19 protein-coding genes are annotated in these 19,330 nt (G+C 73.7%); 10 read left to right on the top strand and 9 right to left on the bottom strand.

The features are described 5' to 3' along the window. Window position 1: 1 nt before the first annotated feature. Window positions 2-916, bottom strand: coding sequence for a HipA family kinase (locus ACZ3KJ_RS23780; RefSeq protein ID WP_467529805.1), 915 nt, complete (start codon window positions 914-916; stop codon window positions 2-4). Window positions 917-1,032: 116 nt separating this feature from the next. On the opposite strand from ACZ3KJ_RS23780, the gene ACZ3KJ_RS23775 reads away from it, so the two are divergent. Further along, on the top strand, window positions 1,033-1,272 hold the full coding sequence (locus tag ACZ3KJ_RS23775; protein ID WP_467529803.1) for a hypothetical protein: 240 nt from the start codon (window positions 1,033-1,035) through the stop codon (window positions 1,270-1,272). Between the two features lie 202 nt (window positions 1,273-1,474). Here ACZ3KJ_RS23775 and ACZ3KJ_RS23770 read toward each other — a convergent pair whose 3' ends face one another. Together ACZ3KJ_RS23770 and ACZ3KJ_RS23765 are read right to left on the bottom strand one after the other, a co-directional pair. Beyond that, window positions 1,475-2,599 (bottom strand): LacI family DNA-binding transcriptional regulator, encoded by a 1,125-nt coding sequence (locus ACZ3KJ_RS23770; RefSeq protein WP_467529801.1) that lies wholly within the window; start codon window positions 2,597-2,599, stop codon window positions 1,475-1,477. A 302-nt stretch (window positions 2,600-2,901) separates the two neighbouring features. Continuing rightward, on the bottom strand, window positions 2,902-4,509 hold the full coding sequence (locus ACZ3KJ_RS23765) for an IucA/IucC family protein (RefSeq protein ID WP_467529800.1): 1,608 nt from the start codon (window positions 4,507-4,509) through the stop codon (window positions 2,902-2,904). A 73-nt stretch (window positions 4,510-4,582) separates the two neighbouring features. Here ACZ3KJ_RS23765 and ACZ3KJ_RS23760 point away from each other — a divergent pair, with 73 nt between their 5' ends. The 3 genes from ACZ3KJ_RS23760 (at window position 4,583) to ACZ3KJ_RS23750 (ending at window position 8,525) form a co-directional block, all read left to right on the top strand. Further along, entirely contained in the window at window positions 4,583-6,265 is a 1,683-nt protein-coding gene (locus tag ACZ3KJ_RS23760) for an IucA/IucC family protein (protein ID WP_467529799.1), read from the top strand. A gap of 119 nt (window positions 6,266-6,384) precedes the next feature. After that, window positions 6,385-7,647: a VWA domain-containing protein gene (locus ACZ3KJ_RS23755; protein ID WP_467529798.1), complete on the top strand. Its 1,263-nt coding sequence runs from the start codon at window positions 6,385-6,387 to the stop codon at window positions 7,645-7,647. Next, window positions 7,647-8,525 (top strand): hypothetical protein, encoded by an 879-nt coding sequence (locus ACZ3KJ_RS23750; RefSeq protein ID WP_467529797.1) that lies wholly within the window; start codon window positions 7,647-7,649, stop codon window positions 8,523-8,525. The genes ACZ3KJ_RS23755 and ACZ3KJ_RS23750 overlap by 1 nt, the downstream gene beginning before the upstream one ends. A 116-nt stretch (window positions 8,526-8,641) precedes the next feature. On the opposite strand, the gene ACZ3KJ_RS23745 is transcribed toward ACZ3KJ_RS23750, so the two are convergent. Next, window positions 8,642-9,274 carry a winged helix-turn-helix transcriptional regulator gene (locus ACZ3KJ_RS23745; protein ID WP_467529796.1) on the bottom strand — a complete coding sequence of 211 codons (633 nt, stop codon included), beginning with the start codon at window positions 9,272-9,274 and terminating at the stop codon, window positions 8,642-8,644. Window positions 9,275-9,355: 81 nt separating this feature from the next. Here ACZ3KJ_RS23745 and ACZ3KJ_RS23740 point away from each other — a divergent pair, with 81 nt between their 5' ends. Both ACZ3KJ_RS23740 and ACZ3KJ_RS23735 read left to right on the top strand, forming a co-directional pair. Continuing rightward, window positions 9,356-10,564, top strand: coding sequence for a pyridoxal phosphate-dependent aminotransferase (locus ACZ3KJ_RS23740; protein WP_467529794.1), 1,209 nt, complete (start codon window positions 9,356-9,358; stop codon window positions 10,562-10,564). Window positions 10,565-10,623: 59 nt separating this feature from the next. After that, entirely contained in the window at window positions 10,624-11,082 is a 459-nt protein-coding gene (locus ACZ3KJ_RS23735) for a hypothetical protein (protein WP_467529793.1), read from the top strand. 36 nt (window positions 11,083-11,118) lie between these two features. Here the strand turns inward: ACZ3KJ_RS23735 and ACZ3KJ_RS23730 are convergent, their stop codons facing one another. Next, complete coding sequence (locus ACZ3KJ_RS23730) at window positions 11,119-11,550, bottom strand: ATP-binding protein (protein WP_467529791.1); 432 nt, start codon at window positions 11,548-11,550, stop codon at window positions 11,119-11,121. Between ACZ3KJ_RS23730 and ACZ3KJ_RS23725 the strand changes: the two genes are divergently transcribed. Genes ACZ3KJ_RS23725 through ACZ3KJ_RS23715 form a run of 3 tightly spaced genes read left to right on the top strand, consistent with a single transcriptional unit; the run spans window position 11,501 to window position 12,966 of the window. After that, complete coding sequence (locus ACZ3KJ_RS23725; protein ID WP_467529789.1) at window positions 11,501-11,647, top strand: DUF397 domain-containing protein; 147 nt, start codon at window positions 11,501-11,503, stop codon at window positions 11,645-11,647. The genes ACZ3KJ_RS23730 and ACZ3KJ_RS23725 overlap by 50 nt on opposite strands. A gap of 3 nt (window positions 11,648-11,650) precedes the next feature. Continuing rightward, window positions 11,651-12,256, top strand: a complete 606-nt coding sequence (locus ACZ3KJ_RS23720; RefSeq protein ID WP_467529787.1) for a histidine phosphatase family protein — start codon at window positions 11,651-11,653, stop codon at window positions 12,254-12,256. Between the two features lie 56 nt (window positions 12,257-12,312). Then, window positions 12,313-12,966: a hypothetical protein gene (locus ACZ3KJ_RS23715; RefSeq protein ID WP_467529785.1), complete on the top strand. Its 654-nt coding sequence runs from the start codon at window positions 12,313-12,315 to the stop codon at window positions 12,964-12,966. A gap of 1 nt (window position 12,967) precedes the next feature. On the opposite strand, the gene ACZ3KJ_RS23710 is transcribed toward ACZ3KJ_RS23715, so the two are convergent. Then, window positions 12,968-13,402 carry a winged helix-turn-helix transcriptional regulator gene (locus ACZ3KJ_RS23710; protein WP_467529783.1) on the bottom strand — a complete coding sequence of 145 codons (435 nt, stop codon included), beginning with the start codon at window positions 13,400-13,402 and terminating at the stop codon, window positions 12,968-12,970. A 110-nt stretch (window positions 13,403-13,512) separates the two neighbouring features. Between ACZ3KJ_RS23710 and ACZ3KJ_RS23705 the strand changes: the two genes are divergently transcribed. Next, the gene (locus ACZ3KJ_RS23705; protein ID WP_467529781.1) at window positions 13,513-14,949 is read left to right on the top strand and encodes an MFS transporter; all 1,437 of its coding nucleotides are present in this window, start codon (window positions 13,513-13,515) and stop codon (window positions 14,947-14,949) included. Window positions 14,950-15,108: 159 nt separating this feature from the next. Here the strand turns inward: ACZ3KJ_RS23705 and ACZ3KJ_RS23700 are convergent, their stop codons facing one another. The 3 genes from ACZ3KJ_RS23700 to ACZ3KJ_RS23690 all read right to left on the bottom strand — a co-directional run bounded on the left by ACZ3KJ_RS23700 (window position 15,109) and on the right by ACZ3KJ_RS23690 (window position 19,248). After that, window positions 15,109-15,936 carry a glycoside hydrolase domain-containing protein gene (locus ACZ3KJ_RS23700; RefSeq protein WP_467529779.1) on the bottom strand — a complete coding sequence of 276 codons (828 nt, stop codon included), beginning with the start codon at window positions 15,934-15,936 and terminating at the stop codon, window positions 15,109-15,111. Between the two features lie 237 nt (window positions 15,937-16,173). After that, window positions 16,174-17,553 carry a nucleobase:cation symporter-2 family protein gene (locus ACZ3KJ_RS23695; protein WP_467529777.1) on the bottom strand — a complete coding sequence of 460 codons (1,380 nt, stop codon included), beginning with the start codon at window positions 17,551-17,553 and terminating at the stop codon, window positions 16,174-16,176. A gap of 315 nt (window positions 17,554-17,868) precedes the next feature. Further along, window positions 17,869-19,248, bottom strand: coding sequence for an 8-oxoguanine deaminase (locus ACZ3KJ_RS23690; RefSeq protein WP_467529775.1), 1,380 nt, complete (start codon window positions 19,246-19,248; stop codon window positions 17,869-17,871). Between the last annotated feature and the right edge of the window lie 82 nt (window positions 19,249-19,330).

The raw sequence follows: 19,330 nt of genomic DNA, 5'->3' as shown, positions 1-19,330 counted from the left end.
GTCATCCCAGGTGCACCGACCAATCCTGTTCCGCCGCCGGCTTGCCGTGCAGGTCCGGGACCCGCTTGAGCCAGTCCGGGCGGCCCTGCTGGGTTCGTGCCGCCCGGAGGGCCTCCTCGGCGGCGAGTTCCTCCCGCGCGGGGAAGTCGGTGGGGAGCCAGGCCGCGGAGGCCCGCACGCGCGCGTGGAGGTGGTCCACGTACACCGCGCGGACGTCGTCCGGCGTCGTGAAGCCCTCCTCGACGGTCAGCCAGGCGTCCGGTACCTCGGCCGCGATGTCCCGCAGCAGGTCCCGGGTCACCTTCGGCGCCAGCTCGGCGTCGGCCGCCCGCACGTCGGGGGCGTAGTGGCCGAGGGCGTGGTGGCGGAAGTCGTAGGCCTTGGCGGGGTCGGCGCCGTCCCAGCGGTGGTGGAAGACGAGCGCGGCACCGTGGTCGATCAGCCACAGGCGCGGCGGAACGGTGCCCAGCGTCGGCCAGACCATCAGGTTGGAGCTGTGGACGGTGCGGTCGACGTTCACCGTGAGGGCGTCCAGCCAGACGATCCGGCCCGCCTCCAGCGGATCCACCCGGAAGTGCCGGGCGACCTCCGGGGTGAAGTCCCGGGCGCCCGGGAGGTGGTCCATGCCGAGGTTGACACCCGCGCTCGCCCGGTGCAGCTGCCGCACCTCCTGGTGCGGCTCCGCCTCGGCGATCGCCGGGTCGAAGCGCACCAGCACCAGCTCGGGGAAGCGCAGCCCCAGCGCCCGCGCCAGCCCGCCCACGATCACCTCGGCGACCAGCGCCTTGCGGCCCTGCGCGGACCCGGTGAACTTCACGACGTACGTGCCGAGGTCGTCGGCCTCGACGAGGGCGGGGACGGAACCGCCGGAGCGCAAGGGCTCGACATAGCGGGTCGCGGTAACCTCTCGCAGCATCTTCCAAGGCTCCACGGGTCGAATACCTTACTCAGCCTCACGGGTCCAGGCCGGCGGCCGGAGCACCGGTCCCGGAGCACCGTGGGCTTCCAGGAGCCTACCTGGGGAATCCCGGGTTGGAGGCGGAGTCTCAGCGCCCCCTGTCGGACGACGATCCCGATGCCGGCTACGGGGCCTACTACGGCGGCAACCGGCTCGACGAGACCGAGCCGAACAGGGGCCCCGCCTGGCTGGACCCCGCCGCGCTCACCGGCAAGGTGACGATCACCATGGACACCCTCCATCTGGACGGCGACCAGGACCTCCCGGCGCTGCGGTTCGTCGCGAGCCGGTCGCTGTTCGAGGTCGATCCGTAGGTGGTCCCCGGCGCCTTCGCGGAGGACCTGGCCGCGGCGGGTCTCCCTTCCACGTGCGTCATCCGAGGCGACGCGCCGGCGCGCCTCCTGGACCGCATGGGAGGAGGCGGGATCTCTGGTGACCCAATGGATCGGGGCTGTGGACCAGTACACCGTCTCGGTGGTGCGGCACACCGGTTCCCCGTGAGCCGTCGTCGCCGGGTCAGGCCCCCGGGGCGGACCCGCAGGAGGACCGGACCACCAGACGCGGGTGGAGGAAGAGGCGGCGCACGGGAACGCTGTCGGGATCCGGGGCGTCGAGGCGGTCCAGGAGCAGCCGCGCGGCCTGTTCGCCGAGCTGGTGCTTGGGCGGCGCCACGGCCGTCAGGGGGACGTCGGCGAGCGCGGCGATCTCGTCGTCGTAGGCGATCAGCGCCATGTCGTCCGGTGTGCGCAGTCCGTGGACGCGCAGACGGCGCATCAGCTCGATCGCGTCGTGGTCGGACAGGACGAGCGCCGCCCGGACACCGCCGGACAGGCACTCCTCGACGAACCGGTCGTAGTGTTCGGCGGCCTCCGCGGAGCCCATGGTGGGGCGGCCGCTGTCGTGCACCGGCGCGCCCGCCTCCAGCGCAAGCCGCCGCACGGCCGCCTCGTGTCCTTCGCGCACCAGGCCGGCGGTGGGGCTGCCGTTGGTGAACAGGCCCACCTTGGTGTGCCCGAGCCGCGCGAGGTGCCGTACGGCGGCGAAGGCGCCCTGCCGGTGATCGGTGGCGACGAACTCGCAGGAGGCGAAGGGGTCGTGGGGCTGACGTTCCATCAGGACGAACGGCAGCCCGGTGGCCGCGAGCCGCTCGAGCGTGCCGTCCGACAGGTCGTGGCCCTCGGGGGAGGCGACGAGCAGCCCCGTGGCGCCGGAGGCCCGCAGCTCCTCGACCCGTTCCAGGGCGTCCCCGTGGGCGTAGTCGCTGAGGCTGATCACCACGCGGGCTCCCCGCTGGGCCGCGACGGCCTGGACCCCGGCGACCACGCGCGGGTAGTAGTACGTGGCCGACGGGACCAGCAGCCCCAGGGTGCGCTCGGCCGCCGGGGGCGCGGCGGTGGCGGCGGACGGCGCACCGGCCGGCGCCGCCGGGTCCCGCGGGGCGCCGGGGCCGGGCGTCGTCAGGACGGCGCCGCCCCGCACCCGGCTCAGCCGCCCCTCCGCCTCCAGGTCGAGCAGGTCGCGGCGCACGGTGGCGCGCGAGACGCCCAGGCGTGCGGCGAGGTCGACGACCTTCAGACCGCCGGACGTCTCCAGCTCGCTGAGCAGCCGCTCATGCCGCTGGGCGACGAGCAACTCGGCCATGGCCCCTCCCTGAACAGATTCTGCGCATCTTAAAGGAAGGTGACCCATTCTGCGCCGGGGAGGGCGTGGCCCGGCTCCGGGCCCGCGTGCGGGCCCACGTCGGCGCGCGGCCGTTGACATCGGTCGGCGCGGGGCCGATGGCGCCGGCTGCTAAATGTTCACATTGCTGCACCCGATGGCGCCCGGTTGTCCGGTGACCGACCGGCACCGGCACCGGCACGGCTCCGCTCACCCTCCTCGGAGGACGAGGCACGCCCACACAGCTCTTCCTGGCGGGTGCCCGTGCCCGGCGGGGCGTCAGCTCAGGCGCCGGCCAGGGGGTTGGGCAGGGGCAGGTAGCGGGCGTCGGCGCCGTCCGCGTCCGTCCAGCGCAGCAGGAGGTTCGTCTTGCCGGGCAGGGTGGGTGCCGTGAGCAGGGCGTGGACCTCGGGGAGGTCGTGCCGGGCCAGTTCGCGGCGGGCGGCGGGCCAGGGGTCCAGGCCCGGGTGCCGTTCGGCGAGGACGGCCGCGATCTCGGTGAGGTGGTTGACGACCAGGCAGTACACGAGCCGCTCCCAGCCGGCGGCGCGGGGCACGTCCGCCGACAGCTTGACGCCCTCGGCGTCCCGGAACAGGGCCTGCACCGGAAGGCCTGCGGCGTCGACGGCGACCAGCGTGTTCTGCAAGTGGGCCTCGAGGACGACGCCGTGGTCGGCGAAGACGGCCAGCGTCGGGGGGACGACGGCGGCCAGGTACGCCTCCCACCAGGCCACCGGGTCCGCCCCGACGACCGGCAGGCCGTCGGGGGAGCCGCCGGGTGAGCCGTGGGGTGAGAGCGAGCCGCCGGGGCGGCCGGCGATCGGCCCCTCCACGAGGCTCGCCGCGAGCAGGGGGGTCGCGCCGGGCAGGACGTGGTCGCGCAGGCCGTCGCGGACCAGGACGGCCAGTTCCTCGAAGGCGAACGCGGCGGTGCGGTAGCCGCGGTCGCTCAGCCAGGCCGCCGGACCGCCGAGGGCGGCGAAGGCCGCCGTGACGGCCGCGTCGGTCCGCCGCAGCTTCAGCAGGTCGTGGCGCCACAGCCGGCGGATGTCGTTGGTGATGCGCACGTCGAGGCTGAACTTCAGGAACAGGTCCTGCCCCGGTGCGTACAGCGTGCGCACGGCGGCCGTCGGCCACGCCTCGGGCCCGGTGGCGCCGAGCCGGACCAGACGGCCGTCGGCGAAGGCGGGCGCGAGGGCGGGGGCGGCGAGGTCGAGCTGCCAGGGGTGGGCGGGCAGCAGCCGGTAGCCGGGCGGGGCCTCGCCGAGGGCGTCGAGCGCGGAGGTGTCCCCCTCCTCGACGACCTGGTCCTCGCGCAGACCGAGGAGGGCGAGCGGGAAGCGGGCGTGCGCCTCGGGCGCGTACGGCAGCCAGTCGGCGGCCGGGCCGCCGCCGCGCGCCTTGGGTGCGGGGTGGTGGGGGTGGCCGGTGACGAGGGACTGCTCGGACCGCAGGTAGGGGTCGGCGGGCGGGACGGCCCGCGCGCGTGCCGTGAGCAGGGCGGCCACCGCGTCCCTGCTGGCGAGCATCTCGGCGGGGAGCTCGCCGTTGGCGAGTCCGGTGTGCCGGCGCAGCTCCTCGGCGACCAGGGCGACCAGGGCGGTGTGGTCGAGGCGCTGCCAGGCGCCGGCCGCGTACACCTCGGGTTCGGCGGGGCGGCGGGCGCCGAGGACGCGCAGCGTACGGCCGGAGGGCAGCCGGTGCGCGAACCGTCCGTCACGCTCGGGCAGCGGCTCGGCCACCTCGCGCAGCAGACAGTTCAGCAGCGGCGCGGCCGCGTGGGCGTCGGCGAGGGCTTCCGGGCCCCGGGGGGCGGTGCGGTCGGCCGGCGCCCCGGCCTCGACGGGCGGGGGGATGAGGTCCACGCGTTGTACTCGTTCCCTACGGTTCATGCGGGCGGAGACGTTCAGTATCGCTGTCGTCGCGGCCCGCCCCGACGTCCTACTCGTACCCGAGGAGACCCCCGTGCACCATCCCCCCACCGCGGACGGCGAGTTGGGCGCCGAGCTCGCCGCCGTGCGTCCCGCGCTCGGACCGCGGTTCGCGGCCGCGCTGCCCGGCGCCCGCGCGGCGGTGCTGACCCGCCTGTGGCGGGCGCTCGCCCATGAGCCACTGCCGTGGATCGTCCGCCGCGAACAGGTCAGGGAGGGCCTCGTGCTGCACCTGGCCGACGGCCGCCGGCTGCACGGCCCGCGCCCCGACCCGTACACGACGGCCGCCTATGTGACGGTCGTCCACCTGTCCGGCGCGGGGCACGGGCGGGGGGTCGGGTACGACGATCCGGCGCGCCTGATGGGCGACCTCGCGGTGCCGCACGGCAGTGGCTTCGCGGCCGAACTCGGGCACAGCGCGGCGTCGTTGGCACTGTCACGGGCCGCGCAGGGGACGTCGGTCCCTCACTCGATGGAGTGGACCTCCCACGCCACCGGGTCGAGCGCGGACGCCGTCGGGTCGACCGCGGACACCCCCGACCGGACCACGCACACCGCCGAGCCGGCCTCGGACACCCCCGGCCGGACCGCGCACACCACCGACCGGACCGCGCACACCGCCAGGTCAGCCGTGCACGACTGGGAGTGGGAGCAGCGGGTGGTCGACGGGCACCCGTACCACCCGAACTGCCGGGCCCGGCCTGGCTTCTCGGTGGCCGAGCAGCTGGCGTACGCGCCGGAGCACCGGCCGTCCTCGGTACGGCTGGGGCTGCTGCCGGTGCCGGCCGGTGAGTGCCTGGTGTCGGGGGTGTGGCCGTCCTCGCTGCGGGACGGTGGGCGGCTGGTGATCCCGGTGCACCCGTGGCAGGCGCAGCACGTGCTCAAGCGGTCGTCCCCGGAGGGGCTGGCGGCGCATCCGCTGATGTCGCTGCGGACGCTCGCGCTGCCGGACGGGCCGCATGTGAAGACCGCGTTGAGCACCCGGCTGACGTCCTCGGTGCGGGACATCTCCATCGGCTCGATCACCGCCTCCGCGGCGCTGTCGGCGTTCGGCAAGGAACTGGCGGAGCGCACCGACGGGCTGCTGCACGTCACCCGCACGCTGGGCGCGGTCACCGCCCACTCCCCCGACCTCGCGGCCGTACTGCGCGAGCCGCCGGCCGCGTACGCGGGGCCGGGCGAGCACGTCGTACCGGTCGCCGCCCTCACCACCACGCGCCTGGCGGCGTCGCCCGACTGGACGGCGCGGTTCGCCGCGCTCGCGCTCACCGTGGCGCTGCGGCTGCTGGAGATGGGCGTGGCCCTGGAGGCGCACGGGCAGAACCTGCTGGTCGTGCTGTCGGCGTCGGGTGAGCCACTGCGGCTGGTCTACCGGGATCTCGCCGACATCCGCGTCAGCCCGGCCCGGCTGGCCCGCCACGGGCTGCCGGTGCGGGACCTGCCGGAGCGGATCCTCACGGACGACGTGACCGCGCTGCGGCGCAAGCTGTTCGGCTCGCTGGTGGCGGGCGCGCTGGCGGGCACGGCCGGCGGCCGGGACGCGCTGCGGGCGGTGCTGGGGACGGCGGTACGGGAGGTGCCGTCCACACCGGACCTCGGCGCGCTGTGCGGGGAGCCGCTGCCGGTGAAGGCGCTCACGCTGATGCGGCTGTCGCCGGGGGCGGCCGGCGACCGGTGGACGCTGCTGCCCAACCCGCTGGTTCACGGTCAGGGTTGACACGGGGCGGCCCCCGTTTGCGGTCCTCGTTTGCGGCCCCCGTTTGCGGCCCCCGTTTGCGGTCCTCGTTTGCGGTCCTCGTTTTGTGGGCGGACACCTCTGATCAATAGGATCCGCCGATGATCAGAACACAACGGCTGGCGGCGGGCGTGGGTGCCCTGCTCGCCGCGCTCGCGGCCGGGATAGCGTTCCCGGCCGGGGCGGTCGCCGACGAGACCACAGCGAGCGCGCCGAAGGTCGACCTGGTTCTCGACGTCAGTGGTTCGATGCGGACCAAGGACATCGACGGCGGGACGCGGATGGCCGCGGCCAAGCAGGCGTTCAACGAGGTGCTGGACGCGACCCCCGAGGAGGTCCAGCTCGGCATCCGCACGCTGGGCGCCAACTACCCCGGCGACGACCAGAAGACGGGCTGCAAGGACACCGCGCAGCTCTACCCGGTCGGCCCGCTGGACCGTACCGAGGCCAAGACGGCGGTGGCGACCCTGTCCCCCACCGGCTGGACGCCGATCGGCCCCGCGCTGCTGAAGGCGGCCGACGACCTCGACGGCGGCACCGGCTCCAAGCGCATCGTGCTGATCAGTGACGGCGAGGACACCTGCGCGCCGCTCGACCCGTGCGAGGTGGCCCGCGAGATCGCGGCCAAGGGCATCGGCCTGACCATCGACACCCTGGGCCTGGTGCCCAACACCAAGATGCGGCAGCAGCTCAGCTGCATCGCCGAGGCGACCGGCGGAACCTACACCTCGGTCGAGCACACCGACGAACTCACCGACAAGGTCAACCAGTTGGTGGACCGCGCGGCCGACCCCGTGGTGACGCCGGTCGCCACGCAGGGCGCGGACTCCTGCGCGAAGGCGCCGACGCTGACGTCGGGTCTGTTCACCGACCGCGAGGAGTTCGGCCAGGAGCGCTGGTACCGGGTGGAGGTCGAGCCGGGCCAGGAGCTGCGCGCCTCGGTGAGCGTGTCCGCGGACCGGACCGTGAACCCCGACTACGGGGTGCTGCTGCGGGCCGTCACGACGCACGGCCGGGAGATCGTGCGCGGCGAGGCGGCGGGCAACGGCCGTACGGACGTGATCTCGACCGGCCTGCGCCATCCGACGGCGGAGAGCGACGAGGAGGACGCGCCGGCCGAGACGGTGTGCCTCCAGGTGACCAACTCGTTCTCGGCCGGCGCCGGCGTGAAGACCACGCCCGGCCTGCCGCTGGAGCTGACCGTGGACGTCGTCGACGGCCCGTCGCAGGCGGACGACGTGGCCTCCTTCGGCCTGGGCCGCGGCTGGTGGCTGCTCGGCGCACTGATCCTGACCGGCTTCGTCGCCGGTCTGCTGTGGGGCTGGCTGTCGCGCTGGCGCGTCGCGGTGTGGAGGACCAACTGATGGGGATCACACGGGTGCGGATGACACGAGTGCGGATCGCACGGGTGCGGATGACACGAGTGCGGATCACACGGGTGCTGAGCACCGCACTGCTGGCGCTGGGGCTGGGGCTGGGGTCGGCCGCGGGTCCGGCCGCCGCCGACTCCACCCCCTCGGCGAGCCCGTCCGACGACGCCTCCGCGCCGACCTCGGCCGGTACGTCGTTCCGTACGGCGACGGAGGTCGAGCAGGGGCAGACCGCCACCGCGAGCGCCTCCACCGGCGACTACCTGTACTGGTCGTTCCCCGCGGACGCGGAACAGCGTCCCACCGTGCGGGCGACGGTGAAGCTGCCGGACGAGCACGTCGCCCAGACCTGGCAGATCGACGTGTACGACGGTCTGCGGCGCCGCCAGGCCTGCCAGTACGGCGCCCAGACGCGCACCGCCGCCCAGGGCGCGGCGTCCGTCGAGGTGGCCTGCGTGCTGCGCACGGTCCGCTCCTGGTCGGAGGAGTGGGCGAACGACCCGCTGCCGGGCACGTACTACGTCCGTCTCACGGCCGTCGGCCTGAAGGCGGCGGACCTGGGTCTGCCGGTGAGCGCCGAACTGCGGGTGGACTCCAAGGACATCGGCGGGTCGGCCGCGGTGGACGGCTGGCTGGCCGAGCCGCTGGTGCCGGGCGTCGCGGTCACCTCCGCGGCGCAGGAGGACGACGACGGCTCGGACTCCGCCGTGCTGTCGAGCCTCGAACCGGACGACGGCTGGTCGTCCGGCTGGTGGTCGGACCGCTGGGTGTGGACGGCGGTGGGCGGCGTGCTGGCGGCGCTCGCCGGCATCGGCGGCTACGCGCTCACCCGCGGGTCGGGCCGCCCGGCCAGGGTGCCGCCGGGCGCCTGACGCGCCCCCGAAGGCAGCACCTGACGTCCCCTCGGAAGGCCCACCGCGACACCCGCGGCGGGCCTTCCGTCCGTCCGGCCCGCACCACCGGTCACACGCTTCTGAGCCCCTCTCGCCTACCCCTCCCGCAGCGCCTTGGCCAGGATGCCGTCGCCCTCCACGGCGATCCGCCCGTCGCGGACCGCGTCGAGCAGGCGCACCTCGCCCCGCGCCAGCGCCGTGCAGGTCTCCCCGTCCAGGGTGAGGCGGGCGTCGGGCTCCCCGGGGGCGGGTCCGTCGCCGTACACGGCCCCCTCCTCGGCGCCGACGCGCAGATGGAAGTCCCCCTCCTCCAACCGGACTTCGACGACCCCCGCCTCCACCGCCTCCAGCGCGCGCAGCAGGGGCAGCGCGAACCAGTGGGCGCGGACGGCGTCGGTGGGCCGCCGCTCCCCCAGCTCCGCCTGCCCCCACGCCCCGAGCGCTTGCAGGACGGGCAGCAACTCCCGTCCGCGTCCGGTGAGTTCGTACACGTAGGCCGCCCCGGGCGGCGGCAGCCGGCGCCGGCCGGCGAGCCCGTCGCGCTCCATGTCCTTCAGCCGCGAGGCGAGTACGTCCGTGCTCACGCCCGGCAGGTCGGCGTGCAGGTCCGTGTAGCGGCGCGGGCCGGCGAGCAGCTCCCGGACGATCAGCAGGGTCCAGCGGTCGCCGACGACGTCGAGCGCGCGGGCGGCGGAACAGTACTGGTCGTAGCTTCGGCGAGGTGACATGCGACGCAGTCTAGACATGTCATTGGACTTTCCAAGCTGGAACTTGGTAAAACCAAGCAACACCAGATACCGGAGGGGCGCATGGAGTTCCGGCAGTCGAACAAGCTCAGCGAGGTCTGCTACGAGATCCGCGGCCCGGTGATCGAGCACGCCAACGCGCTGGAGGAGGCGGGCCACAGCGTGCTCCGCCTGAACACCGGCAACCCCGCGCTCTTCGGCTTCGAGGCGCCGGAGGAGATCATCCAGGACATGATCCGGATGCTTCCGCAGGCCCACGGCTACACCGACTCCCGCGGCGTCCTCTCCGCCCGCCGGGCGGTCGCCCAGCGATACCAGACCCGCGGCCTGGAGGTGGACGTCGACGACGTCTTCCTCGGCAACGGCGTCTCGGAACTGGTCTCCATGGCCGTCCAGGCACTGGTGGAGGACGGCGACGAGATCCTGATCCCCGCCCCCGACTTCCCCCTCTGGACGGCGGTGACCACGCTCGCCGGCGGCAAGGCGGTCCACTACCTCTGCGACGAACAGGCCGACTGGTACCCGGACCTGGACGACATGGCGTCGAAGATCACCGACCGCACCAAGGCCGTCGTGATCATCAACCCGAACAACCCCACGGGCGCCGTCTACCCGAAGGAGATCATCGAGGGCATCCTCGACCTGGCCCGCCGGCACGGCCTGATGGTCCTCGCCGACGAGATCTACGACCAGATCCTCTACGACGGCGCCGTGCACCACTCGGCCGCCGCGCTCGCGCCCGACCTGGTCGTGCTGACCTTCTGCGGCCTGTCGAAGACGTACCGGGTGGCGGGCTTCCGCTCCGGCTGGCTGGTCGTCACCGGCCCCAAGCAGCACGCCAGGAACTACCTGGAGGGCCTCACCATGCTGGCCTCCATGCGCCTGTGCCCCAACGCCCCCGCCCAGTACGCCATCCAGGCCGCCCTCGGCGGCCGCCAGTCCATCGACGAGCTGACCGCGCCGGGCGGTCGGCTGCGCGAACAGCGGGACGTCGTCTTCGAACGGCTCAACGAGATCCCGGGCGTGTCCTGCGTGCAGCCCAAGGGCGCCCTGTACGCGTTCCCCCGCCTGGACCCGAAGGTGCACCGGATCCACGACGACGAGAAGTTCGTCCTCGACCTGCTCCTGCGCGAGAAGATCCAGGTCGTCCAGGGCACCGGCTTCAACTGGCCCACCCCCGACCACTTCCGCATCCTCACCCTGCCGCACGCGGAGGACCTGGAAGCGGCGATCGGCCGGATCGGCCGCTTCCTGGGCGGGTACCGGCAGTAGGGCTCCCGTGCCGTGCACGACGCGCCGCCACCGTCAGCCTCCGCCCCTACGATCCGGCCATGAAGTGGACATGGGTGGGGGCCGTGTGCAACGCGGTGGGGATGTTCGCCGTGAGCTGGGGGCTGGCGGGGCTGCTGGAGACGGGTTGCGCTCCTTCGTCGAGGAGTGGCTGCGCGGTACCGGACGGAGCCGGTGGGTACTTCGCCGCCTTCTTCGTCCCGCCGTTCCTGCTGGCGATCCCCGCGGCACTGGGTCTCTACGCGGAGGACTGGAGACCGACGCTCGGCTTCTGCGCCGGCGCTCCCGCCGGCTGCGCGGCGGTCTTCTCCACCGGTACGTCGGCGGGGTACTGGCTGCTGGCCGCCGCCCTGCTCGCGTTCGGCTCGGTGACGCCCCTGGCCGCACGCCGGTACTGCGCGGCCGCCCAGCGCAAGGCGCGCAACGTCGCCAGACAGCAGGAAGAACGCCGCCTCGCGAGACAGCGGCGGACCGAACGGAGGCAGCGGCGGGGGCGCTGACCTCAAGCCCCACTGGATGACAGCAGGCACCGGCACTCACCCGAGCACGACCTCGCACCACACCGTCTTGGTGTACCCGTCCCCCCACGTCGCTCCCCAGTGGCTCGACAGGGCCTCGACGAGGTGGAGGCCCCGGCCGGACTCCGCGTCGGCGGCGGGTGGTCGAAGCGCGCCGGGAGTGGGCGGCCGGTGGCCGGGGCGGGCGTCCGTGACCTCGATGCGGAGGGTGGCGTCCTCCGGGCGGAGCGTCAGGCGGAGCCTGAAGTCGCGGCCGCCTTCCCGGCCGTGCCGTACGGCGTTCGTCGCGAGTTCGGCGACGAGGAGCGCGACCGTGCCGTTCGCGTCCGTGGCGTGGGGCCAGCCCCAGGCGTCGAGTTGTCCGGCTGCCAGCCGTCGCGCGAGGCGGGCACCTCTGGGGGTGGCGGAGAAATGCGTCGAAGTAGCCTTCGTCCCCGGCACCGTCCACATACGCGACTCGAAGAACGAACAGGGCCCCCGACTCTCCTTCGGGTCCCACGAATGGGCCGCCTTCGTCGCGCACACCGGGACCTGTGCGAACCTGTGACGCATGGGTGATCTTTTTCTCGTCCGGCACGGTGAGACCGAGTGGTCGCGGTCCGGGCGGCACACCGGATCGACGGACGTCCCGCTCACCGAGCACGGCCGGGAGGAGGCGCGGCGGCTGGTGCCGCTGATCCGCTCGCACCGGATCGGGGCCGCGTTCGTCAGCCCGTCGCAGCGGGCGCGGGAGACGGCGGAGCTGATCGGGCTCGGGGTGCACGATGTGCGGGTCGACCCCGATCTCCGGGAGTGGGACTACGGCGGGTACGAGGGCGTGACCACCGTCGAGATCCAGCGGGAGCGGCCGGGCTGGTTCCTGTTCACGGACGGCGTCGCGCCGGGGCCGCCGGAGCATCCCGGGGAGTCGCCGGAGCAGGTCGGGGAGCGCGCCGACCGGATGCTGGCCAAGGTGGACGCGGCGCTCGCCAACACCGAGGGGTGTGTGGTGCTGGTGGCGCACGGGCACTTCCTGCGCGTCCTCACCGCGCGGCGGCTCGGGCTGCCGCCCGCCGCGGGCGCCCATTTCCAGCTGGCCACGGGGACGCTGTGCCGGCTGGGCACCGAGCACGCGCGGCCGGTGATCGCCACCTGGAATGTCAGACCCGGGTCGTAGCCTTCGAGGTGGTGGGGACGGCACCGACCGTGCCCGGCACCGGAAGGAGAGCGCCCGTGACCCGACCGCCGACCGCCGCCCAGCGGCGGGTGATCGACGCCGCCGATCCCGCCACCGGGCGCCTGAAGGGTACGGAGGCCCAGCTCGCGGCGCTCGTCGCGCGGGGGCTCGCCTTCCGGCACCCGCGCCCGCCGCACGAGCACTTCCTGACGCCGGCGGGACACCGGACACGGGAGGGGACGCCCGAAACTCCCCCGAGTGGGGACGGGTCCGCGGCTCCCGCGTCGGGAACCCCTGATGCGGACACCGGCGTGTTCGCCGCGCGCGTCGGTGGTGAGGAGCGGCCGGACGGCGGGCCGTCGCGCGTGCGTGAGGTGCGCAGCGCCTGGCAGGGGCTGCTGGAACTGCGCAGGATGACCAACCCGGACGGCTCCGTGGACCGGCCGTGCGGCTGGGAGCGTACGCACCTGGTGCGGGCCGCCGCGCTCGCGCTGGAGGCCGCCGGACACCGCCCCGCCGGGCCGGACGGCGGCGACGGATACCGGGTCCGGGCGACCCCGCAGCCGGAAGCCGTCGCCGTGCACGGCCCGGACGACGCGGCGCTGCGGGCCTGCTCGGCGACGCTGGAGGAGGCGGGCTGGCAGACGGGCGAGCACACCGACCCGCGCACCAGGGCGCGCTATGTATTGGCGTCCCCCCGCCGGGCGTGAGCTACGGGGTCGGCTGCCCGGCCGGCCGCGCGGGCTGCGCGTCGACCAGGTCCGGCCGGTGCTCGGTGTCGTAGGCCGCGCGGGACTCCGCGATGTAGCCCCGGTTGCGTTCGGCCCAGTCGGTCAGGCGTTGCAGGGTGTCGTACAACTCGTGGGCGACCGGGGTGAGCGCGTACTCGACCTTCGGCGGCACGGTCGGGTGCACGGTGCGGGTGACAAGGCCGTCGCGCTCCAGGTTGCGCAGGGTGAGGGTGAGCATACGGCGGCTGATGCCCTCGATGCCGCGCTCCAACTCGGTGAAGCGGATGGGGCCTTGCGCGGCGGCGACGAGGATCTGCACGCTCCATTTGCCCGAGACCCTGTCAAGGACTTCGCGCACCGGGCAGGCGTGCGCGTTCACCACCTGCGGGGTAACACCGGTGTTCCTCTGGGACATCCGACTGCCTCCTTACACCTGCTCCCATGGTCACCCACGATGTTCTCCGTTACAAGACGTGCACCTAGGGCACGTACGGTTCCTACGGAGATTGCGGAGGCCGGCAGGCCATGTCCACCACGGTCGAGTCCCAGACCCCGACACCCCCCTCCCGGACGCACTCCCGCTGGGCGTCCCTCGTCGTCCTGTGCGCGGGCACGCTGATGACGGTCCTGGACGGCAACATCGTCACCGTGGCGATGCCGGCGATCCAGAGCGACCTGGGCTTCAGCGGTCCCGGCCTGGCCTGGGTGGTGAACGCCTATCTGATCGCCTTCGGCGGTCTGCTCCTGCTGGCCGGCCGGCTCGGCGACCTCGTGGGCCCCAAGCGGATGTTCACGGCGGGCCTGGCCGTCTTCACGGCGGCGTCGGTGCTGTGCGGGGTCGCCACCGGCCGGTCGACGCTCATCGCGGCGCGGGCGCTCCAGGGCGTGGGCGGCGCGATGACCTCGGCGGTCGTCCTCGGCATGCTGGTCGCGCTCTTCCCCGAGCCGCGCGAACGGGCGCGCGCCATCGCGGTGTTCAGCGCGATCGGCGCGGCGGGCGGCGCGCTCGGCACCTTTCTCGGCGGGGCGCTGACCCAACTCCTGAACTGGCACTGGATCTTCCTCATCAATGTGCCGATCGGCGTGCCGGCGTGGCTCGCGGCCGTCCGCGTGCTCGCGCCGGGGCGCGGCGCCGGGTTCGGCAAGGGCGCCGACTACCCCGGCGCGGCCCTGGTCACCGGCGCCCTCATGCTCACCGTCTACGTCATCGTCGGCGCCGGCGACCGGGGCGCCACCGGCACCGCGCTCCTGGCGCTGCTCGCCGTCGTCCTGTTCGCCGCGTTCGTGCTGCGCCAGGCGCGGGCCGCCCGCCCCTTGCTGCGGCTGCGGCTGTTCGGCTCGCGGCTGCTCAGCGGGGCGAACGCCGTGCAGATCCTGATGATCGCGACGATGTACGGCTTCCAGTTCATCGGCGCGCTGTACCTGCAACGCGTCCTGGGCTACGGCGAACTGGCGACGGGCCTGGCGTTCCTGCCGGCGCCGGTCGCGATCGGTCTGCTGATGCTGGGCCTGTCCGCGCGCACGATCGCCCGGTTCGGCGCGTACCGGGTGCTGCTGGCCGGGCTGGTCCTGATCGCCGCCGGAACGGCACTGCTGGGCCGCGTCCCGGCCGGGGGTTCGTACGCGGCCGACGTCCTGCCGCCGATGCTGCTGCTGGCCGTCGGCTTCGCCGCGGCGATGCCCGCGCTGACCGGGCTCGCCATGGCGGGCGTGCGGGAGGACGACACCGGACTGGCCTCCGGGCTCTTCAACACCACCCAGGTGGTCGGCGGTTCGCTGGGCCTGGCGGTGCTGTCGACGCTGGCGGCGGGCCGGACCGAGCACCTGCTCGGCACGGGCGCCGACCCGGTCCCGGCCACGGCCGACGGCTACCGGCTGGCGTTCCGGGTGGCGGCGGTCGTCTCCCTGGCGGCGCTGGGGCTGGCGGCGGCGGTCCTGCGGGAGCGGCGGACCGCGGAGTGAGCGGGTGGTCCCGCAGCACGGGTGCGCGGTGGAGCGTCCGGGACGGGACACCGGGGTACGGCGGGGCGGGACGGACCCGCTCCGCCCCGCCGTACGCCCGACGGCGACACGGCCGACGGTGACACGGCCGGCCGGTGCGTGCCGGCCGGCGGCGTCAGGTCAGCCGACGATGGCGACGGGGGCGTCCCAGGCGTTGCGGTCGACCGTGATCGTGTAGCCGCCGCGGGTTTCCTTGCTGTTGACGATGTACTGGTGGCCGCGGCTGTGATCGGTGAACAGCTTGGGGTCCCAGGGCCAGTCCGTGGTGGTGGTGTTCTTCTTGTCCCACAGCGCGTACCAGAGGTTGCCCGGCAGGTCCGTCTTGTTCGTCGCGGTGGCGACGGCCTTGGCGCTGGAGCTGCTGAAGCCGTAGTAGCCGGCGCGGTAGGTCTTCGCGCGCAGGGTCTTGGTGAAGGAGCGGACGTAGGTCAGGACGGCGTCGTTGCACGCCTTGTCCGTGATGTCGTAGGGCTCCATGTCGAGGTAGACGGCGCTGCCGGCCTTCATGCCGAGTGCGGCGGCCTTGGCGACCGCGTCGGTCGCGTTGCTCGCGCCGAGGGAGGCAGCGGTGGCGGCGGTGAACTTCTCCGGGTTGGTGCCGGTCTGGCAGGGCGGCTGGGCGCCGACGTAGAGCGGGATGAGCTTGTAGCCGAGGGAGTTGACCGATTTCACCCAGGACGCGGTCAGGTTGGGCTGCGCGCAGCCGCGGTTCTTGCCGCCGATGTAGACGGCGGCGGCGCCGTAGAAGCCGGTGTTCCAGGCCTTCATCGCCGCGAGGGAGGGCGCCGTGCAGGTGTCGAACGCCCGGCCCGTGTAGGTCTTCTGCGCCGGCCAGGCCGTGGCCGCCATCGAGGTCTGCGCCGCGATCCCGGCGCCGGCGACCACGACGACGCCCGCCGTCGACCAGGCGATGTAGCGGCCTCTTCTGGACAGCCGGTGACTGGACATTCCCCACCCCGTTCGACGCGCGGCCCACGGCCGCGGCTGGTGCGCCCGCGGCGGCCGGCGCGTGCGGTGGCACCCCGTGGGGTGCGGTGACACTCCACGGGGTGCGGTCGCGGCGCTCGGTGCCGCCTGCGGTGGCGCGGTACGGCTCCGGTGCCCGAAGCGGTCCGAAGCGGTCCGACCCTATCCAAGACCTGTGAGCCGGAGTACGTCGGCCCTGCCCGGGCCTGCCGACGGCCGTCAGAGCGCTTTCGCCGTCACCCCCGCGATCTCCTCGCCCGCCTCCATCGGATGGGTCACGTCCTGCGCGTCGCGGCTCGTGCCGAGGTGGTTGAAGACGAGGTTGAGCAGGACGGCCGCCACGCAGCCGGTGGAGATGCCCGAGTCCAGGACGATCCTCGCCGTCTCCGGGAAGGCGTGGTAGAACTCCGGCGCGGTGATCGGGACGATGCCGACGGCGAGGGAGACGGCGACGATCAGGACGTTGTTGTCCTTGTCCAGGCCGGCCCGGACGAGGGTCTGGATGCCGCTCGCCGCCACCGACCCGAACAGGACCACGCCCGCCCCGCCGAGGACCGGGCGCGGTACGACGGCGATGAGCGAGGCGGCCACCGGGCACAGGCCCATGAGGACCAGGAAGCCGCCGCCGGCCGCCACGACGAAGCGGCTGCGGATCCTCGTCATGGCGACGAGCCCGATGTTCTGGGCGAAGGCGCTGCACATGAAGCCGTTGAAGACGGGGCTGAGGGCGGAGCCGAGGGTGTCGGCACGCAGGCCCGCCGCGATCGTCCGCTCGTCCACGGGACGGTCGACGATCTCGCCCAGCGCCAGCATGTCCGCCGTGGACTCGGTCATCGAGACCACCATCACCACGCACATCGACAGGATCGCCGCGAGCTGGAACTGCGGTGCGCCGAAGTGGAAGGGGGTGGGGAAGCCGACCACGTCCGCGTCCGCGACGGGGCCGAAGTCGGTGACGCCGAACGGGATCGCGACCAGCGTCCCGGCGACCAGGCCGAGCAGGACGGCGATCTGCTTGACGAAGCCCCGGGTGAAACGGCGCAGGAGCAGGACGAGCAGCAGGGTGATGCCCGCCAGGGCGAGGTAGGTCGACGACCCGTAGTCGTCCGCCGCCGGATCCGGGCCCTGGGCCCAGCCGAAGGCGACGGGCAGCAGGGACACGCCGATCAGGGTGATCACGGTGCCGGTGACGACGGGCGGGAAGAAACGGACCGCCTTGCAGAAGACGGGGGCGGCGAGGAAGCCCAGCAGTCCGGCGACGATCACCGCGCCGAAGATGACCGGCAGGGCGTCGGACTTGTCCTCGGTGGAGGCGACGATGGCCGTCATGGGGGCGACGCCGGCGAAGGTGACGCCGTTGACGAAGGGCAGCCGGGCGCCGATCTTCCAGATGCCCAGGGTCTGAAGGAAGGTCGCGAGACCGGCGGTGAAGAGACAGGCGCCGGTGAGGAAGGTGAGGTCGGTGCCGGTGAGGCCGATGGCCGCGCCGACGATCAGGGGCGGGGCGACGACCCCCGCGTACATGGCGGCCACGTGCTGAAGGCCGCTCGTCGCCATTTTCAGGGCGGGGAGTTTCTCGTCGACAGGGTGGGCGGACACGGCGGCTCTCCTCCGGTCGGATACACGGCAGCTCTGGCGTGGGTTTCTGGGAGGTGGTGCGCGGTCGTGCGGGACCGGGAAGCGGGACGGCGGGGGGAACCGTCTCGGGGTGGGGGACGGAGGTGGGCCGTCCCGGCGTACGGGACGGCGGGGGAACCGGCCCGGGGCGCGCGCGTCCACGCGCGCCCCGGTCACGGCGTCCGGTCGAGGGCCGTCCCCCTCGGCCGGAGTCCTGGGCCGCTCAGTCCTGGGCGGCGATCCGGGCAGTCCTGGGCCGCTCAGTCGTGGGCGGCGATCCGGGCAGTCCTGGGCCGCTCAGTCGTGGGCGGCGATCCGGGCGAGCCGTCGCGCCTCCGCGCGGGTGGCGCGCGCGATGGCGTCCTCGTCGGCGGTGAGCAGGCGGCCGTCCTGGACGATCTGACGGCCGTTCACGAAGGAGGCGGTGACCGGGGCGGCCGCGCCGAAGACCAGGGCGGTCACCGGGTCGGCGATGGAGGCGTGGGCGAGGGTGTCCAGCTTCCACAGCACCAGGTCGGCGAGCTTGCCCGGCTCCAGGGAGCCGATCTCGGCCGCCCGGCCCAGGACCCGGGCGCCGCCGTGGGTGCCGAGGCGCAGCGCCTGGCGGGCGTTCAGGGCGGCCTCGTGGTGGGGGCCGAGGCGGTTGACGAGGAGGGCGTTGCGCAGTTCGGTGTGGAGTTCGCCGGACTCGTTGGAGGCGGTGCCGTCGACGCCGAGGCCGACCGGGACGCCGGCCGCGAGCATGTCGGGGACGCGGGCGATGCCGGCGGCCAGGCGGGCGTTGGAGGACGGGCAGTGGGCGACGCCCGTCCCGGTGCGGGCGAAGGCGGCGATGTCGGAGTCGTTCATGTGGACGCAGTGCGCCATCCACACGTCCTCGCCGAGCCAGCCGGTGGACTCGAAGTAGTCGGTCGGGCCCATGCCGAACAGCTCGTGGCAGAACTTCTCCTCCTCGACCGTCTCCGAGCCGTGGGTGTGCAGGCGCACCCCGAGGCGGCGGGCCAGTCCGGCGCCTTCGCGGAGCAGTTCGGTGGAGACGGAGAACGGGGAGCAGGGGGCGACGGCGACCTGGGTCATCGCGTCGAAGGAGGCGTCGTGGTGCTGCCGTACCGTCTCCTCGGTGGCGGTGAGGGCGCCCTCCAGGGTCTCGACGGCGAAGTCGGGGGGCAGACCGCCGTCCTTCTCACTGCGGTCCATGGAGCCGCGGGCGAGGGTGAAGCGCACGCCCATGTCGCGGGCGGCGCCGATGATCGCGCCGGAGAGGTCGCCGGTGCCCCGGGGGAAGACGTAGTGGTGGTCCATGGCGGTGGTGACGCCGCCGCGGGCCATCATCGCGAGCGAGCCCTCGGCGGCCGCGCGGACCATCGGCTCGTCGATGCGCGCCCAGGTGGGGTAGAGGGCGACGAGCCAGTCGAAGAGGTTGTGGTCCGTGGCCAGGCCCCGGGTGATCCACTGGTAGAAGTGGTGGTGGGTGTTGATCAGACCGGGGGTGACCAGGTGCCCGGTGGCGTCGATACGGCGGTCGACGTCCGTCAGGCCTTCGGGGGCCCTGCCCGCGCCGAGCGATTCGACACGGTTGCCGGCGATGACGAGGTGACCGTCCGCGTACTCGGTGTCGTGGGCGTCGACGGTCGCGATCGCACAGTTCTCGATGACGATACGCCGGTCTGCTGCCATGGTTCGTCCTTGTTCGCTGAGGTTCGGCAGTGGAGTGGGCACGGCAGGACCCTGGGGTGTCGAGTGCCGTGGCCGGGGACGC

The organism is Streptomyces sp. NPDC003248 (assembly GCF_055563235.1).
The sequence above is the reverse complement of the archived record's forward strand: the minus strand, read 5'-3'. Positions and strand labels throughout refer to the sequence as shown.

Coding starts and splice junctions, on each gene's coding strand:
- ACZ3KJ_RS23780 (WP_467529805.1), bottom strand. CDS start 916: ATGCTGCGAGAGGTTACCGCGACCCGCTATGTCGAGCCCTTGCGCTCC.
- ACZ3KJ_RS23770 (WP_467529801.1), bottom strand. CDS start 2,599: ATGGCCGAGTTGCTCGTCGCCCAGCGGCATGAGCGGCTGCTCAGCGAG.
- ACZ3KJ_RS23765 (WP_467529800.1), bottom strand. CDS start 4,509: ATGAACCGTAGGGAACGAGTACAACGCGTGGACCTCATCCCCCCGCCC.
- ACZ3KJ_RS23755 (WP_467529798.1), top strand. CDS start 6,385: ATGATCAGAACACAACGGCTGGCGGCGGGCGTGGGTGCCCTGCTCGCC.
- ACZ3KJ_RS23750 (WP_467529797.1), top strand. CDS start 7,647: ATGGGGATCACACGGGTGCGGATGACACGAGTGCGGATCGCACGGGTG.
- ACZ3KJ_RS23745 (WP_467529796.1), bottom strand. CDS start 9,274: ATGTCACCTCGCCGAAGCTACGACCAGTACTGTTCCGCCGCCCGCGCG.
- ACZ3KJ_RS23740 (WP_467529794.1), top strand. CDS start 9,356: ATGGAGTTCCGGCAGTCGAACAAGCTCAGCGAGGTCTGCTACGAGATC.
- ACZ3KJ_RS23735 (WP_467529793.1), top strand. CDS start 10,624: ATGAAGTGGACATGGGTGGGGGCCGTGTGCAACGCGGTGGGGATGTTC.
- ACZ3KJ_RS23730 (WP_467529791.1), bottom strand. CDS start 11,550: ATGTGGACGGTGCCGGGGACGAAGGCTACTTCGACGCATTTCTCCGCC.
- ACZ3KJ_RS23720 (WP_467529787.1), top strand. CDS start 11,651: ATGGGTGATCTTTTTCTCGTCCGGCACGGTGAGACCGAGTGGTCGCGG.
- ACZ3KJ_RS23710 (WP_467529783.1), bottom strand. CDS start 13,402: ATGTCCCAGAGGAACACCGGTGTTACCCCGCAGGTGGTGAACGCGCAC.
- ACZ3KJ_RS23705 (WP_467529781.1), top strand. CDS start 13,513: ATGTCCACCACGGTCGAGTCCCAGACCCCGACACCCCCCTCCCGGACG.
- ACZ3KJ_RS23700 (WP_467529779.1), bottom strand. CDS start 15,936: ATGTCCAGTCACCGGCTGTCCAGAAGAGGCCGCTACATCGCCTGGTCG.
- ACZ3KJ_RS23690 (WP_467529775.1), bottom strand. CDS start 19,248: ATGGCAGCAGACCGGCGTATCGTCATCGAGAACTGTGCGATCGCGACC.